16 protein-coding genes are annotated in these 13,532 nt (G+C 75.5%); 8 read left to right on the forward strand and 8 right to left on the reverse strand.

Annotated features, from left to right (window positions below):
- The 3 genes from E1266_RS18630 to E1266_RS18640 form a co-directional block, all read right to left on the reverse strand.
- The coding region (locus tag E1266_RS18630) for a hypothetical protein (protein WP_207945759.1) at positions 1-305 on the reverse strand (305 nt) is incomplete at its 3' end.
- A gap of 120 nt (positions 306-425) precedes the next feature.
- Entirely contained in the window at positions 426-2,333 is a 1,908-nt protein-coding gene (locus tag E1266_RS18635) for a helix-hairpin-helix domain-containing protein (protein ID WP_243718558.1), read from the reverse strand.
- 20 nt (positions 2,334-2,353) lie between these two features.
- Positions 2,354-3,304, reverse strand: a complete 951-nt coding sequence (locus E1266_RS18640; RefSeq protein ID WP_132048636.1) for an aldo/keto reductase — start codon at positions 3,302-3,304, stop codon at positions 2,354-2,356.
- A 130-nt stretch (positions 3,305-3,434) separates the two neighbouring features.
- Here E1266_RS18640 and E1266_RS18645 point away from each other — a divergent pair, with 130 nt between their 5' ends.
- The gene (locus E1266_RS18645) at positions 3,435-4,064 is read left to right on the forward strand and encodes a hypothetical protein (RefSeq protein WP_243718561.1); all 630 of its coding nucleotides are present in this window, start codon (positions 3,435-3,437) and stop codon (positions 4,062-4,064) included.
- Here the strand turns inward: E1266_RS18645 and corA are convergent.
- The gene (corA, locus tag E1266_RS18650) at positions 4,061-5,032 is read right to left on the reverse strand and encodes a magnesium/cobalt transporter CorA (protein WP_132048638.1); all 972 of its coding nucleotides are present in this window, start codon (positions 5,030-5,032) and stop codon (positions 4,061-4,063) included. The two genes, E1266_RS18645 and corA, sit on opposite strands and share 4 nt — an antisense overlap.
- A 73-nt stretch (positions 5,033-5,105) precedes the next feature.
- Between corA and E1266_RS18655 the strand changes: the two genes are divergently transcribed.
- From E1266_RS18655 to mshC, 7 genes are all read left to right on the forward strand, one after another.
- Positions 5,106-5,819, forward strand: a complete 714-nt coding sequence (locus E1266_RS18655) for an MSMEG_4193 family putative phosphomutase (RefSeq protein WP_132048640.1) — start codon at positions 5,106-5,108, stop codon at positions 5,817-5,819.
- Positions 5,820-5,829: 10 nt separating this feature from the next.
- The gene (locus E1266_RS18660; RefSeq protein ID WP_131985306.1) at positions 5,830-6,378 is read left to right on the forward strand and encodes a DUF3090 domain-containing protein; all 549 of its coding nucleotides are present in this window, start codon (positions 5,830-5,832) and stop codon (positions 6,376-6,378) included.
- 54 nt (positions 6,379-6,432) lie between these two features.
- Positions 6,433-7,218, forward strand: a complete 786-nt coding sequence (locus E1266_RS18665; protein WP_132048642.1) for an SCO1664 family protein — start codon at positions 6,433-6,435, stop codon at positions 7,216-7,218.
- 64 nt (positions 7,219-7,282) lie between these two features.
- Positions 7,283-8,047 (forward strand): NRDE family protein, encoded by a 765-nt coding sequence (locus E1266_RS18670; RefSeq protein WP_132048644.1) that lies wholly within the window; start codon positions 7,283-7,285, stop codon positions 8,045-8,047.
- Positions 8,048-8,170: 123 nt separating this feature from the next.
- Positions 8,171-9,148, forward strand: coding sequence for an ABC transporter permease (locus E1266_RS18675; protein WP_132048646.1), 978 nt, complete (start codon positions 8,171-8,173; stop codon positions 9,146-9,148).
- A 7-nt stretch (positions 9,149-9,155) separates the two neighbouring features.
- A complete protein-coding gene (locus tag E1266_RS18680; protein WP_132048648.1) occupies positions 9,156-10,100 on the forward strand; it encodes an ABC transporter permease in 945 nt (314 codons plus the stop codon).
- A gap of 80 nt (positions 10,101-10,180) precedes the next feature.
- The gene (gene mshC / locus E1266_RS18685) at positions 10,181-11,419 is read left to right on the forward strand and encodes a cysteine--1-D-myo-inosityl 2-amino-2-deoxy-alpha-D-glucopyranoside ligase (RefSeq protein ID WP_132048650.1); all 1,239 of its coding nucleotides are present in this window, start codon (positions 10,181-10,183) and stop codon (positions 11,417-11,419) included.
- Here mshC and E1266_RS18690 read toward each other — a convergent pair.
- From E1266_RS18690 to E1266_RS18705, 4 genes are all read right to left on the reverse strand, one after another.
- Positions 11,416-11,817 carry a hypothetical protein gene (locus E1266_RS18690; protein ID WP_132048652.1) on the reverse strand — a complete coding sequence of 134 codons (402 nt, stop codon included), beginning with the start codon at positions 11,815-11,817 and terminating at the stop codon, positions 11,416-11,418. The genes mshC and E1266_RS18690 overlap by 4 nt on opposite strands.
- Positions 11,814-11,996, reverse strand: a complete 183-nt coding sequence (locus E1266_RS39465) for a hypothetical protein (protein WP_243718563.1) — start codon at positions 11,994-11,996, stop codon at positions 11,814-11,816. Before E1266_RS39465 ends, E1266_RS18690 begins: the two co-directional genes overlap by 4 nt.
- Positions 11,997-12,032: 36 nt before the next feature.
- Positions 12,033-12,566, reverse strand: coding sequence for a TrmH family RNA methyltransferase (locus E1266_RS18700; protein ID WP_132048654.1), 534 nt, complete (start codon positions 12,564-12,566; stop codon positions 12,033-12,035).
- A 99-nt stretch (positions 12,567-12,665) separates the two neighbouring features.
- The gene (locus tag E1266_RS18705; protein ID WP_132048656.1) at positions 12,666-13,514 is read right to left on the reverse strand and encodes a PAC2 family protein; all 849 of its coding nucleotides are present in this window, start codon (positions 13,512-13,514) and stop codon (positions 12,666-12,668) included.
- Between the last annotated feature and the right edge of the window lie 18 nt (positions 13,515-13,532).

A 13,532-nucleotide genomic window follows, 5' to 3' on the forward strand; every position in this document is an offset into this window, starting at 1 on the left:
GCCGAGGACTGCCTGCGGGGGTTGGCCGCCGGGGCCTTGGTCGTCTTCTTCGTCGTCTTGCTCGGGGCGGTCTTGGCCGGGGCCTTCGACTGGGTGGGCGTCGGCGTCGGGGTCTTGGGAGTGAGCGCCTCGCGGAGGTTGCCGAGGTTGCACTTCCAGTTCTCGATCGTGGTCTCCGGGTCGACGCCCTTCTTGCACTCCTCGGCCGCCGCGGCCGGCTGCGCGGGTGCCGCGAGGACCAGGACGAGCGCGCCCGCCGAGACCGCCGCCGAAGCCGTCCCTGCCCGCCTGAGCCGCTGAGGCATGTCGCTCCTCCACCCGTACCGATGCCGCCGCCCCTGTGAGCGCTGACCCTTTTGACATCGTGTCCCATACGGACGGGTACGTAAACCGCGACACAGGGGTTTGTTTACCTCGCCCTGGCCTCAGTGGACGACCAGTTTCGCGAGCCTGGTGCGGCGCGGGGGCGCGCCGTCCTCGCGGACGGCCCTGGCCAGTGCGGGGCCGGCCGCCTGCACGACCGACAGGTGCCGCCTCGCCAGGCCGAACGCGGTGGCCACCAGCGGCCGTGACAGGCCGTCCGGCGACATGACCGCGACCACGGCGGGGCGCCTTGTGCCGCGGGCCTGCGCGACGGTCACCGCCCAGCCGTGCCGCAGCCGGGACGCGTCCGCCGGGGCGATGACGGCCGCGCCGCCGGGAAAGTCGACGTCCAGGCCGTGAGGGCCGCCGCCGGTCACGACGCCCGTCTCGCCGAGCGGGGCCTGGGGGAGGGGCGCGGCGACCACCACCCGGTCGCCGGGGTCCAGCCCGCCGAACCGGCCGGGACCGGGGTTCAGCCGCTCCTTCAGCGCCGCGTTGAGGGCGCCGGTCCCCGCCTCGCCCTTCGCGGCGGGCGCGACGACCTGGACGTCCTCGGCGGCGATCCCGAACGTGCGGGGGACCGAGTCGGTGACGAGCTGCACGGCCCGGTGCACCGCCTCGCCCGGGCTCGCGGCGGGCACGATCACGACCTCGCGCTCGGGAGCGTCGACGGCGGCCAAGTCGCCGCCGCGCACGGCTTCGGTCAGCGTGCCGAGCGGGCCGGACGGCGCGGCGTCCAGCGTGACGACCGGGACGGTCTCCGACTCCTCCAGGTCGTCCAGCGGGCGGCCGGGCCCGGAAGGCGGCGGCGCGCCCGGCTCGGCGCACAGCACCAGGTGCGCGCCGTCGGGGCACGCCTCGACCAGCACGGCGCAGAGTTCGGCGTCGAGTGCCGAGGCATCCGCGACGACGACCAGGTCGAGGTCGAACGGGTGCGGCTCGCCGCGCCCGTACACGACGGCGCCCGGCGCGGCCGAAGGGTCGTCGCGGGGCTCCAGCAGCCGGTGCAGGCTGGTGACGGCGACGTCCGCGGCGTCCTCGGGCAGTCCGCCGCGCAGGTCGGCGGCGGCGCGGTCGGTCGGCGCGGCCACCGCGGCCCGCACGCCCCGGCGCGCGGCCGCGGCGGCGATGCCCACGGCCGCGTCCGCGAGGTCGCCGGGCGTGCCGCGCAGGATGCTGACGCCGGTGCGCAGCGCGGCGGTGAGCGCGAGGGAGCGGTCCTCGGGCAGCCCTTCGCGCAACTCCTTCAGGGCCGCGTCGTCCAGCAGCGGCGCGGCGGTGAGGCTCAGCCGCTGGAAGCCCTCGGCGGCCGCCTCCTCGGCGAGCGCCCACCGGGCGGGGCCGAGCGTCTCCTCGGGTTCGGGGAGCTCGGCGTCCTCGTCGAACTCCTCGCCGGCGAAGTCGGGCTCCTCGGTCAGGGTGAGGACCTCCGCCTCGTCCAGCGCGGCCTCCACGGCGCCCTGCGGGTCGGGGACGTTCGCGCGCTCCAGCGCGGACAGCACGTCGGCGGCGGGCGTGACCGTGTGGCCTGCGCGGGCGGCCTCGGTCAGCAAGTGCAGGACCAGCGCGCCGCCGCGCCGCGGGTCGCCGGGCCGCGCGTCCGGCCCGAGGACGGCGCGGGCGAAGTGGTCGGCCTGCGGGGGCCGGACGCCGGGGACGCGCAGCAGCCGCCACGGGTCGGCGCGCAGCCGGGCCACGGCGTCGGGGCCGAGGCGGGCGGCGGCGCGGGCCGTGAGCGGCGCGGGGACGCCGGTCGCGGCGAACAGGTCGGCCAGGGCCCGCAGGCCGTCCCGCGCGTCCGTGCCCGCCGCGGAGGCGTCCGCCGCGGGCGGGGCGGGAGCGGGCGGCGCGGGCGCGGCTGTCGCGGGTGACTGCCCGGCGGCGGCCTCGGCGGCGCGCAGGGCCGCCGCGGCGCGCGCGGCCCGCTCGGCGGACGTGGGGGCGGAGGCGGGTTCAGGTGTGTCGGTCACAGGCTTCCCGTCGCGGCCGGTCAGGGAGCGGACGAGGTGTCGGAGACGTCGTCCAGCGCGCCGCGGATCTCGTTCGGCAGGGTCAGGTCCTCGCTGTCCAGTATGGCGGTGAGCTGCGCGGCGGTGCGCGCGCCGACGATCGGCGCGGCGACGCCCTCCCGGTCGCGCACCCACGCCAGCGCCACGGCGAGGGGGGAGCGGCCGAGGCCCTCGGCGGCGGTCACCACCGACTCGACGATGCGGGCGCACTCCTCGTCGAGGTAGGGCTGGACGAACTCGGCGAAGTGCGGGGCGGCGGCGCGGGACCCGGCGGGGATGCCGGTGCGGTACTTCCCGGTGAGCACCCCGCGCCCGAGCGGCGACCACGGCAGCAGCCCGGCCCCCGCGTCCAGCACGGCGGGCACGACCTCCCGCTCGATGTCGCGGCGCAGCAGCGAGTACTCCAGCTGCGCGGACACGATCGGGGCGCGGCCCGGCCAGGCCCGCTGCCAGGCGGCGGCCTTGGACACCTGCCAGCCCGCGTAGTTCGACACTCCGACGTAGCGGGTCCGGCCGGACGCGACGGCCTCGTCCAGCGCCGACAGCGTCTCCTCCAGCGGCGTCGCCGGGTCGTAGACGTGCAGCTGCCACAGGTCGACGTGGTCCAGGTCGAGCCGGTCGAGGGAGGCGTCCAGGGCGCGGAGCAGGTGCCGGCGGGAGCCGTCGTAGCGGCCGTTCGGGCGGATCGCGGCCTTGGTCGCGATGACGAGACCGTCCCGGTCGACGGTCTCGCGCAGCAGATGGCCGAGGATCTGCTCGCTGGCGCCGTCGGCGTAGACGTCGGCGGTGTCCACCAGCGTGCCGCCGGCCTCGGCGAACGCGGCGAGCTGCGCCGCCGCCTCGTCCGGGTCGGTGTCCTGGCCCCAGGTCATGGTGCCGAGGCCCAGCCGGGACACCAGCAGCCCGCTCCGCCCGAGGTGACGCTCCTTCATAGGCGGTCAATGTAGCGCTCCGGGGGAGCCCCGCGGGAAGCGGGCGAGCGGCGCGCCCGGCCGCGCGGCCCGCGCATAGATCCTGGTGAGGTCTACTGCCGGGCCCGGTGCCCGGCTAGAGTTTCCGGCCATGGCGCCACCCCCGTTCTCGATGTACTCACCGAAGACGCCGGACGGCGACGGCGGGCCGGACATGACGCCGAGGTTCGGCGCGTCCGCCGCCGACGACCCGGGCTATGTCGCCTCGCTGCGCGGCGGGACCGAGCTCGGCCGGATGCGGGCGATGATGCTGTTCCTGCTGGGCGCCCCCGTCCTGATCCTGGCGATCACCCCGCTGATCGTGGCGGACGGCCCCGGCGACGACGTGCGGCCGTGGATCTACCTCCCGCTCGTGGCCGGTGCGCTGGTGGCGCTGCTGGCCGGGCCGCGGGCACCGCGCCCGATGACGCCCGAGCCCGACCCGCGGCGGGCGGCGCGGACCGCGCTGATGGTGTTCCGGCAGGCGGTGCTGCTGCGGTTCGCGCTGGCCGAGGCCGTGATCCTGATGGGCCTGCCGCTGGCGATGGTCGGGCACAGCGAGCTGGTGTTCGCCGTAGGGTTCGTCCTCGGCTACCCGCTGCTGATCTGGCTGGCGCTGCCGACGCGCGGCGGCGTCGAGCGGATGCGGCGCCGGCTGGAGGCGCGGGGCGCCGAGTCGCACCTGTGGGCCGCGCTGCTCGCCCCGCCCATGCGCATCGGGGACGTCCCGCCCGGCGGCTAGAGCCAGCCGCTCTTGCGGAGGCGGCGGAACAGCACCGCGCAGACGACCGCCATCACCCCCAGGACCAGCGGGTACCCGAAGGTCCAGTGCAGTTCGGGCATGTTGTCGAAGTTCATGCCGTAGATCCCGGCGATCGCCGTCGGCACCGCGATGATCGCGGCCCACGCGGAGATCTTGCGCATGTCCTCGTTCTGCCGCTTGCCGAGCAGCGCCAGGTGCGCGTTGAGGACGCTGTTGAGCAGCTCGTTGTGCGCGTCGACCTGCTCGTCCACGCGCAGCAGGTGGTCCAGGACGTCGCGGAAGTACTCGCGGGTCAGGGCGCACTCGCGGACCCGGCCCCGCACGATCTCGTCCATCACCGGGATCAGCGGGTCCTCGGCGGCGCGGAACTCCAGCACCTCCCGCTTGAGGGAGTAGATGTCGGCGGTGACGTCCCGCGCGCGGGGGTCGAACACCGCGGTCTCCAGCCCGATGATGTCGACCTCGACCTCGTGGGCGACCAGCTCGTAGTGGTCGACGACCTCGTCGCACACCGCGTACAGCACGGCGGTGGCGCCGTGCTTGAGCAGCTCGGGCGACTCCTCCAGCCGCCGGCGGACGGGGCCGAGCGGATTGCCGGAGCCGTGCCGGACGGTGACGACGAACTGCTCGCCGAGGAACAGCATGATCTCGCCGACCTCGATGTCGGACGTCTCGTCGATGTAGGTGAGCGTCTTCAGGACGATGAACAGCGTGTCGTCGTAGCGCTCCAGCTTGGGCCGCTGATGCGCCGAGACGGCGTCCTCGGCGGCGAGCGGGTGCAGCCCGAGCTCCTCCTTGACCAGGTCGAACTCCGCCTCGTCGGGCTCGAACAACCCGATCCAGACGAAGGCGCCCGGATCCCGGCGCGCCACGTCGAAGGCGTCGCTGATGTCGCCGCCGATGGCACGGCGCGTCCCGTCCGCGTAGATGGCCCGGTCGACGATCACGATTCGATTCTCCCGCATCGGCGCGCGGGCCCGCCGCCCGGGCGGATGCCGGGCATCTCCTACAGTGGCCGCTGTGACCACCCTCCTCCTGGTCAGGCACGGCCTGACCGCGATGACCGGACCCGTGCTCGCCGGATGGACGCCGGGGGTGCGCCTCGACGACCGCGGCCGCGGCCAGGTCGCCCGGCTCGCGGCCCGCCTGGCGGCCCTCCCGCTCGCCACGGTCGTGACCAGCCCCCTGGAGCGCTGCGCCGAGACCGCCGAGGCGATCGCCGCCGGGCACGACGGCCCGGTCGGGAAGATCGAGACCGACGAGCGGTTCGGCGAGGTCCGCTACGGCGACTGGACGGGCCGCCCCCTCAAGGAGCTCGCCGAGGAGCCCCTCTGGCGGGTCGTCCAGGCGCACCCGAGCGCCGCGCGGTTCCCCGGCGCGGACGGCGAGTCCCTCGCCGCGGCGCAGCACCGCGCGGTCACCGCCGTCCGCGACTGGAACGGGCGCGTCGCCGCCGAGCACGGCCCCGACGCCCTCTACCTGGTGTGCAGCCACGGCGACATCATCAAGTCGATCGTCGCCGACGCGCTCGGCCTCCACCTGGACCAGTTCCAGCGCATCCAGGCCGACCCCGCCTCGCTCACCGTCATCCGCTACACCGAAACGCGCCCGTTCGTCGTCCGCGTCAACGACACCGGCGGCGATGTGGCCGGTCTGGTTCCCAAGCCGCCGGAGGAAGGTTCCGGGAAAGACGGACTCGGGCCGGAGGACGCGCCCGTGGGCGGCGGCGCGTAGGGTCGGTGCCATGCCCGTCATCTCCTACGACCTGCCGGAGCGCTTCGTCGCCGGCGCCGTCGGACGGCCAGGCGACCGCGCCTTCTACCTGCAGGCGCGCTCGGGCCGCCGCGTGACCAGCGTGGGCCTGGAGAAATTCCAGGTGACGCTGCTGGCCGAGCGGCTGGAGGAGCTGCTGGACGAGGTGCTGCGGCGCAGCGGGGGCGACGCGCCGGTCCCCGCGGTGGCCCCCTCGGAGCTGCAGGACGACGCCCCCCTCGACCAGCCGGTGGAGGAGGAGTTCAAGGTCGGCACGATGGCGCTGGCGTGGGACCCCGAGGACGAGCAGGTCGTCATCGAGGCGCAGGAGGTCACCGAGGCCGAGGAGGACGCCGAGGTCGGCGAGGAGGACCCGGCCATCGCGGTGCTGCGGGTGCGGATCAGCGCCGCGCAGGCCCGCGCGTTCGCCGAGCGGGCCCTGAAGGTCGTCGCCGCGGGCCGCCCGCCCTGCCCGCTGTGCGGGCTCCCCCTCGACACGGAGGGCCACGTGTGCCCGCGCCAGAACGGATACCTGGGCTGAGATGACGCCTCCGTTGTACTGGATCATGGATCACCGGGCCTGGAGAATGGGCGCATGACGCAGTCCTCCCGCGACCGGGCGACCGCGGACGACGCCGGGCGGGGCGAGCCGGGGCGCCGCGTCTCGCCCCGCGACGTCGCCGCCGCCGAGGAGCTGCTGTCGGCCGGGCGGCTCAGCGTGGAGGGGAGGCTCGTCCAGGCGTCCAACGCCACCCTGTACTGCTCGGTCGAGCGCGACGGCCTCGCCGCCGCCTGCGTGTACAAGCCCGTCGCGGGGGAGCGGCCGCTGTGGGACTTCCCCGACGGGACCCTCGCCGAGCGCGAGGTCGCCGCCTACGAGGTCTCCAAGGCCATGGGGTGGGCGACCGTCCCGCCCACCGTGCACCGCGACGGCCCCTACGGGCCCGGCATGGTGCAGCTGTGGGTGGAGCCCGACCCCGACATCGACCTCGTCGCCCTGTCCCGCTCGGACGACGAGGCCGTCCGCCGCATGGCGGTGTTCGACGCCGTCGTCAACAACGCCGACCGCAAGATCGGGCACCTGCTCCCGCCCGGCGACGGCCACGTCTACGGCTGCGACCACGGCGTCTGCTTCTCCGTCGACTACAAGCTCCGCACCGTCCTGTGGCAGTGGCGCGGCAAGCCCCTGACGCCCGAGGCGCTGGACGCCCTCGGCCGCGTGGACGCCGCCATGCGCGGCCCGCTGGGCGCGCGCCTCGCCGAGCTCCTCACCCCGGACGAGGTGGACGCCACCCGCCGCCGCGTGGAGCTCATGCTCAAGCACCGGATCCACCCCTACCCTCCCGAGGACTGGCCGGCCATCCCCTGGCCGCCGCTCTGACCGCGGGCACGGACCCGGCGACCCCGCCGTCCGGGTGATCTGCGGCAAGTGCTCCAATTAGGGCATGTGCACGGCGATCATCAGCATCGACCCCGCCTCCCCGGTACCCGTCCTGCTGGTCGGCGTGCGGGACGAGTTCGTCGCCCGCGACTGGGAGCCGCCCGGGCGGCACTGGCCGGACCGGCCCGGCCTGGTCGGCGGCCGGGACCTGCGCGCGGGCGGCACGTGGCTCGCCGTCGACCCCGGCGCGCCCCGGGTCGGCCTCGTCCTCAACGGGCGCGGCCGCATGGCGCCCGAGGAGGGGCGCGTCTCCCGCGGCGAGCTGCCGCTGCGGGCCGCCGCCGACGGCAAGCTCGGCCGGTCGGACCTGCGGGTCTACGACCCCTTCCATCTCGTCGCCGCCGACCCCGGCCGGGTGCGGCTGTGGAGCTGGGACGGCGACGACCTCGCCGAACGCGACCTCGGCCCGGGCCTCCACATGATCGTCAACAGCGGGCTGGAGGGCGAGGGGCAGCCGGAGGGCGACACCGAGGACGCCTACATGGCTGCGCGGCTCGCGCACTTCCGGCCCCGGCTGGCCGCCGCGCCGCGGCCCGAGCCCGGCCGCGACGACCCCGTGGACCGGGCATGGGGCGACTGGACGGCGCTCGTGAACGGCGACGGCCTGCCCCGCGCCGACCACCGCGCGCTGCTGCCCCTGCTCGACCTCGGCGACGGCCGGGTCTGGGGCACCACGTCCGTCACCCTCGCCGCGCTCGCGCCGGGCGGCGTCCGGTACGACTTCTCCGCCGCCCCCGGCGACGGTGCCGCCTGGACCCGCATCCTGTAAGACCCGCATCCTGCAGCGCCGGCTCCCTGGGCGAGCCCGCAGCATGTAAGCGTGCGGTGACTCAGAGCCGTTTCGGCGACGCTGCGGCGGAACGGTGACGGTCGGTGCTACCTTGGCCACTCAATGCGATCTCGGTGGCGTTGCGGGGGCCGGCGGGCCCGCCCGGGCACCGGCCCGGAACGGGGGAGGCGCCCGGGGCGGGCGCGCGGCCCGTCCCGGCTCGCATGGGAGCGGTTCAAGCGCGACCGGGCGGCCACCGCGTCCGTCGCGGTCCTGCTGCTCATCGCGGCGTTCGCCGCGCTGGCGCCGCTGTGGGAGCACCTGACCGGCCACCCCTACCACGCCACGTTCCCCGGGACGGGCCTCGACGCCTCCGGGCAGCCGCGCGGGCCCGGCGGGGAGTTCCCGCTCGGCGCCGACCAGCTCGGCCGCGACGTCCTCGTCCGCGCCGCCTACGGCGCCCGGATCTCGCTGGCCGTCGGGCTGTCGGCGGCGCTGCTGGCCGCCGTCGCCGGCACCCTCGCCGGGATGCTCGCGGGCCTCGCCGGCGGCGCGCTGGACACCCTGCTGTCCCGGCTGATCGACCTCACGCTCGCGCTGCCGTACCTGCTGGTCGCGGTGCTGCTGTCGACCACGTTCCAGATCACCTCGGCCCGCGCCGGCATCACGATGACGATCCTGGTCGTCGCGTTCTTCTCCGTCGCGGCGTTCGCCCGCGTCATCCGCGGCCAGGTGCTGGCGCTGCGCCGGCAGGAGTTCGTCGAGGCCGCCCGGCTGCTCGGCGCCTCCAGGGCGCGGATCATGGTCGCGGAGATCCTGCCGAACCTGACCGCGCAGGTCACCGTGCTGACCGCGCTGCTGATCCCGGCGGCGATCGTGTTCGAGGCGACGCTGTCGTTCCTCGGCGCCGGGGTGCCGCCGCCGATGCCGAGCTGGGGGTCGATGCTCGGCGAGGGCGGCGACGTGTTCCAGACGGCGTGGTGGCTGCTGGCCGTCCCGGGCGCCCTGCTGCTGCTGACCACGCTGTCGTTCACCATGGTCGGCGACGCGGTCCGCGACGCCCTCGACCCGCGCGGCGGCCCCGCCGCCCGGGGGAGGTGACCCGGGGATGGTGCGCCTCGCCGCCCGCCGCGTCCTGCACGCGGTGTTCATGCTGTGGCTGGTGGCGACCCTCGTGTTCGTGTTCGTGCACGTGTCGCCGGTCCCGGTGGAGCGGGTCCTCGGCGGGCCCCGCGCCACCCCCGAGACGCTGGCGCAGATCCGCGCGAACCTCGGCCTGGACCGGCCCTTCCCCGTCCAGTACTGGTGCTTCGCCGGGCGGCTGCTGCGCGGCGACCTCGGCGACTCCTACGTCACCGGCGCGCCGGTGACGGCCCTGATCGCCGCCCGGCTGCCCACGACGCTGTGCCTGATCGCCGGCGCGGGGGTCCTGTGGTTCGCCGGCGGCGTCGCCCTCGGGATGCTCGGCGCCGTGAAGGCCCGCACCCTCTGGGACCGCGCCGCCGCGGCGTTCGTGCTGCTGGGCCTGGCGACCCCGCCGTTCGTGATGGCGCTCGCGCTGCTGTACGTGTTCTCGACCAGGCTCACCGAGAGCGGCGTCCGCCTGTTCGAGGCCGGTCCGCCGCTCGAGGCCGACTTCCTGCGCAGGATGATCCTGCCGTGGATCGCGCTGTCCTTCCTGATGCTCGCCACCTACACGCGCCTCACCCGCGCCGCGATGCTGGACGTGCTGGGCGAGGACTACGTCCGCACGGCGCGGGCCAAGGGCCTGCCGGAGCGCCGCGTCGTCGGCCGGCACGTCCTGCGCCCGGCGCTCACCCCGGTCGTCACCCAGTTCGGCATCGACCTCGGCGCGCTCGTCGGCTCCACGATCGTCATCGAGAAGGTGTTCGGGCTGCAGGGCGTGGGGCAGCTCGTCCACCAGTCCATCGCGGCCGGCGACACCCCGGTGATCATCGGCGTCACGCTGCTGGTGACGGTGTGCGTGATCGCCGCGAACCTGGTGGTGGACATCTGCTACTCGCTGCTCGACCCCCGCCTCCGGCGCCGCTGAGCCGGAGGTCCGGACAGGTCCGGGCAATCGCCGACGATCTCGGCGTAACCCATCTAGCTGGGCATGGATAAGCTTTCCGTATGCGATCGTGGCCCGCCTCCGATGTCCCCAGCCTCCCCGACGCGGGACTGCCCGCCGCGGCACGGCCGCTCAGACTCCACGACACCGGGACGGGGACGGCGCGTCCCGCGGGCCCGGACGGCCCCGGCGGCACCGCCCGGATGTACGTGTGCGGGATCACCCCGTACGACGCCACCCACATCGGGCACGCCAACACCTACGTCGCCTTCGACCTCGTCAACCGCGTGTGGCGCGACCGGGGCCACCGCGTCCTCTACGTCCAGAACACCACCGACGTCGACGACCCGCTTCTGGAACGTGCCCGTGAGACGGGCGAGGACTGGCGCGAGCTGGCCGAGCGGGAGATCGAGCTGTTCCGCGACGACATGACCGCCCTGCGGGTCCTGCCTCCCGAGCACTACATCGGCGCGGTCGAGTCGATCCCGCTCATCATCGAGATGATCGAGAAGCTGCGCGGCCGGGACGCCGCCTACCAGGTCGACGGCGACGTCTACTTCCCCATCGCCGCCGACCCCGCGTTCGGGCAGGTCAGCGGGCTGACCGGCGAGGAGATGGCGCCGCTGTTCGCCGAGCGCGGCGGCGACCCCGCCCGGACGGGCAAGCGCGACCCCCTCGACGCCATGCTGTGGATGGCCCAGCGCCCCGGCGAGCCCGGCTGGGACTCGCCGTTCGGCGTCGGCCGCCCCGGCTGGCACGTGGAGTGCTCGGCCATCTCCATCGAGCACCTCGGGATGGCGTTCGACGTCGAGGGCGGCGGGTCGGACCTGGCGTTCCCGCACCACGAGATGAGCGCCTCGCACGCCCAGGTCGCGACGGGGGAGCGCCCGCACGCCCGCGCCTACGTCCACGCCGGCATGGTCGGCCTCGACGGCGAGAAGATGTCCAAGTCGCGCGGCAACCTGGTGTTCGTGTCGCGGCTGCGCGAGGCGGGGACCGACCCGATGGCGATCCGGCTGGCGCTGCTGGCGCACCACTACCGGTCCGACTGGGAGTGGACCGACGGCGGCCTCGCCGCCGCCCAGGACCGGCTGGACCGCTGGCGCGCCGCGGCGTCCCGCCCGTCCGGGCCGCCCGCCGCCCCGGTCGCCGCCGCCGTCCGCGACCGCCTCGCCGACGACCTGGACGCCCCGGCCGCGCTGGCGGCCATCGACGCCTGGGCCGCCGCCGACGGCACCGACGAGACGGCCCCGGCCCAGGTGAAGGCCATCGCCGACGCCCTCCTCGGCGTCGCGCTCTAACGCATCACGTAGCACTCCCACGCGGACGGGTCGCCGGCGCCGCCGCTCGTGCGGGCCTCGGCGTCCGGGCGGTACTGCGACGCGCACACCTGCGTCATCGTGATGTGGGTGTCGACACCGATGTCGCCGCCGCGCGGCACGCAGTACCACTCGCCGGAGCGGAACTCGGCGTCGCGCCCGCGGGTGCCGCAGTACCGGCCGGGATCGGGCGAGCCGAGCACGACGGCCTTGGGCGGCGGAACGCTGGAGGGCGGCGGGCCGCCGTCGTCCCCGCCACCGGGGCGGGTGCCCTCGCCCGGGCCCGGAGGCGCCGGGGCCGGCGAGGCCGGCGGCCGGCCGGTGCGGGCGGTGGAGGGCGCCGCCGACGACGGCTTCGACGACCGGCCGGGCGTGGTCACCGGAGCCGTGACCTGCCCGCCGCCCCGGGCCGCGCCGCCTTCTGCTCGCCGTCCGCGCCGACCCCGAGGAACACCGTGCCCTGCGCGCCGGAGCCGAGCCGCCCGACCAGGTCGTAGCGGCCGAGGCGGGCCGGGTCGTGGGGGCGCAGCGGCCGCGCCTCCGGTCGGCCTTCCGGCACGTGGCCTCCCTTCCCTCCGGTCCCGGGCCGCGCCCGTCACAGCAGGCCCGCGAGACGGTACAGGACCAGCGAGCCGGCGACGGCCACGTTCAGGCTGGCGCCGCCTCCCACCATAGGGATCTCCACGGCCAGGTCGAGCAGATCGAGCGCCTCGCCCGGGATGCCGGACTGCTCGTGCCCGAGCACCGCCACGGTGCGGGTCCGCGCCGCGGGCAGGTCCGCGAGCCGCACCGCCTCGTCGGCCAGCTCCACCCCGACGACCCGCGAACCCGCGTCCCGCTGGCGCTCCAGCCAGCCGAGCGGATCGTTCACCCAGTGGACGCACGCGGGACGGCGCAGCGTGTTGCCGCGCGCGAGCGCCTCGGGCACCCAGGAGAACCGGGGCACCGCCATGCAGGCGCCGACGGCGTCGCAGGTGCGGAGGAGCGTCCCCAGGTTGGCGCCGTGCAGCGGCCAGAGGGGCGCGGCGATCAGGTGGTCCCAGCAGGGATGGGCGCGGCGGCGGCGCTGGCGGCGGACCTCACGGGCCGGACGGACCCGGATCGCCGGGCCGGCGGCGCGGCGGCTCACCGGCCGCGGGCGCCTCCGCCCTCAAGGGTGAGAAGAGTCATGGTGGGCGCACTTGGCGGCGTGCGCGGGCCTTCACCGGGAACGGGACTCTCCCCGATCCTAACCGCGGCCCGGGTCCCGGCGCCGCAGGTAGCGCTCGAACTCGCGGGCGATGGCGTCGCCGCTCGCCTCGGGCAGTTCGGTCGCGTCCTTCTGCTCCTCCAGCGTCCGGACGTAGTCGGCGACCTCGGAGTCCTCCTCGGCGAGCTCGTTGACGCCGTGCTCCCACGCGCGCGCCTCCTCGGGCAGCTCGCCGAGCGGGACGGTGACGTCCAGGAGGTCCTCGACGCGGCGCAGCAGCGCCAGCGTCGCCTTCGGCGACGGCGGCTGCGCGACGTAGTGCGGGACGGCCGCCCACAGCGACACCGTGTCGAGGTCGGCCTTCGCGCACGCGTCCTGCAGGACGCCGAGGATCCCGGTCGGCCCCTCGTAGCGGGCCGGCTCCAGGTGCAGGGTGCTGACGAGGCCCGCCTCGGACGCGGCGCCGGTGACCGGCACCGGCCGGGTGTGCGGGGAGTCGGCGAGCAGCGCGCCGAGCAGCACGACGTTGCGGACCTCCAGCTCCAGCATCAGCCCGACCAGCTCGCGGCAGAACGACCGCCACCGCATGTTCGGCTCGATCCCGTGCAGCAGGACCACGTCCTTGCCGTTCGGCAGCCGCGCCCACGAGACCCGGGTGGTCGGCCAGGTGATGCCGCGGGTCTCCCCTTCGGTCATCTCCACGATCGGGCGGTTGACCTGGAAGTCGTAGTAGTCGTCGGGGTCGAGTTCGGCGATCGGCACCGCCTCCCAGGTGGACTCCAGGTGCGAGATCACGCCGCTGGCGGCCTCCCCGGCGTCGTTCCACCCCTCAAAGGCGGCCACGAGCACCGGATCCACGAGTTCCGGCACGTCTTCGAGCTCGACCACGCGCTGCCTCCTTCCGAC

It is taken from the genome of Actinomadura sp. 7K534 (genome assembly GCF_004348575.1).
GTDB lineage: Bacteria > Actinomycetota > Actinomycetes > Streptosporangiales > Streptosporangiaceae > Spirillospora > Spirillospora livida.

Excerpts from the sequence above, each read along its gene's own strand:
- E1266_RS18640 (WP_132048636.1), bottom strand. The coding sequence starts at position 3,304 with ATGAAGGAGCGTCACCTCGGGCGGAGCGGGCTGCTGGTGTCCCGGCTG.
- E1266_RS18645 (WP_243718561.1), top strand. The coding sequence starts at position 3,435 with ATGGCGCCACCCCCGTTCTCGATGTACTCACCGAAGACGCCGGACGGC.
- E1266_RS18660 (WP_131985306.1), top strand. The coding sequence starts at position 5,830 with ATGCCCGTCATCTCCTACGACCTGCCGGAGCGCTTCGTCGCCGGCGCC.
- E1266_RS18665 (WP_132048642.1), top strand. The coding sequence starts at position 6,433 with ATGACGCAGTCCTCCCGCGACCGGGCGACCGCGGACGACGCCGGGCGG.
- E1266_RS18670 (WP_132048644.1), top strand. The coding sequence starts at position 7,283 with ATGTGCACGGCGATCATCAGCATCGACCCCGCCTCCCCGGTACCCGTC.
- E1266_RS18675 (WP_132048646.1), top strand. The coding sequence starts at position 8,171 with ATGCGATCTCGGTGGCGTTGCGGGGGCCGGCGGGCCCGCCCGGGCACC.
- E1266_RS18680 (WP_132048648.1), top strand. The coding sequence starts at position 9,156 with ATGGTGCGCCTCGCCGCCCGCCGCGTCCTGCACGCGGTGTTCATGCTG.
- mshC (WP_132048650.1), top strand. The coding sequence starts at position 10,181 with ATGCGATCGTGGCCCGCCTCCGATGTCCCCAGCCTCCCCGACGCGGGA.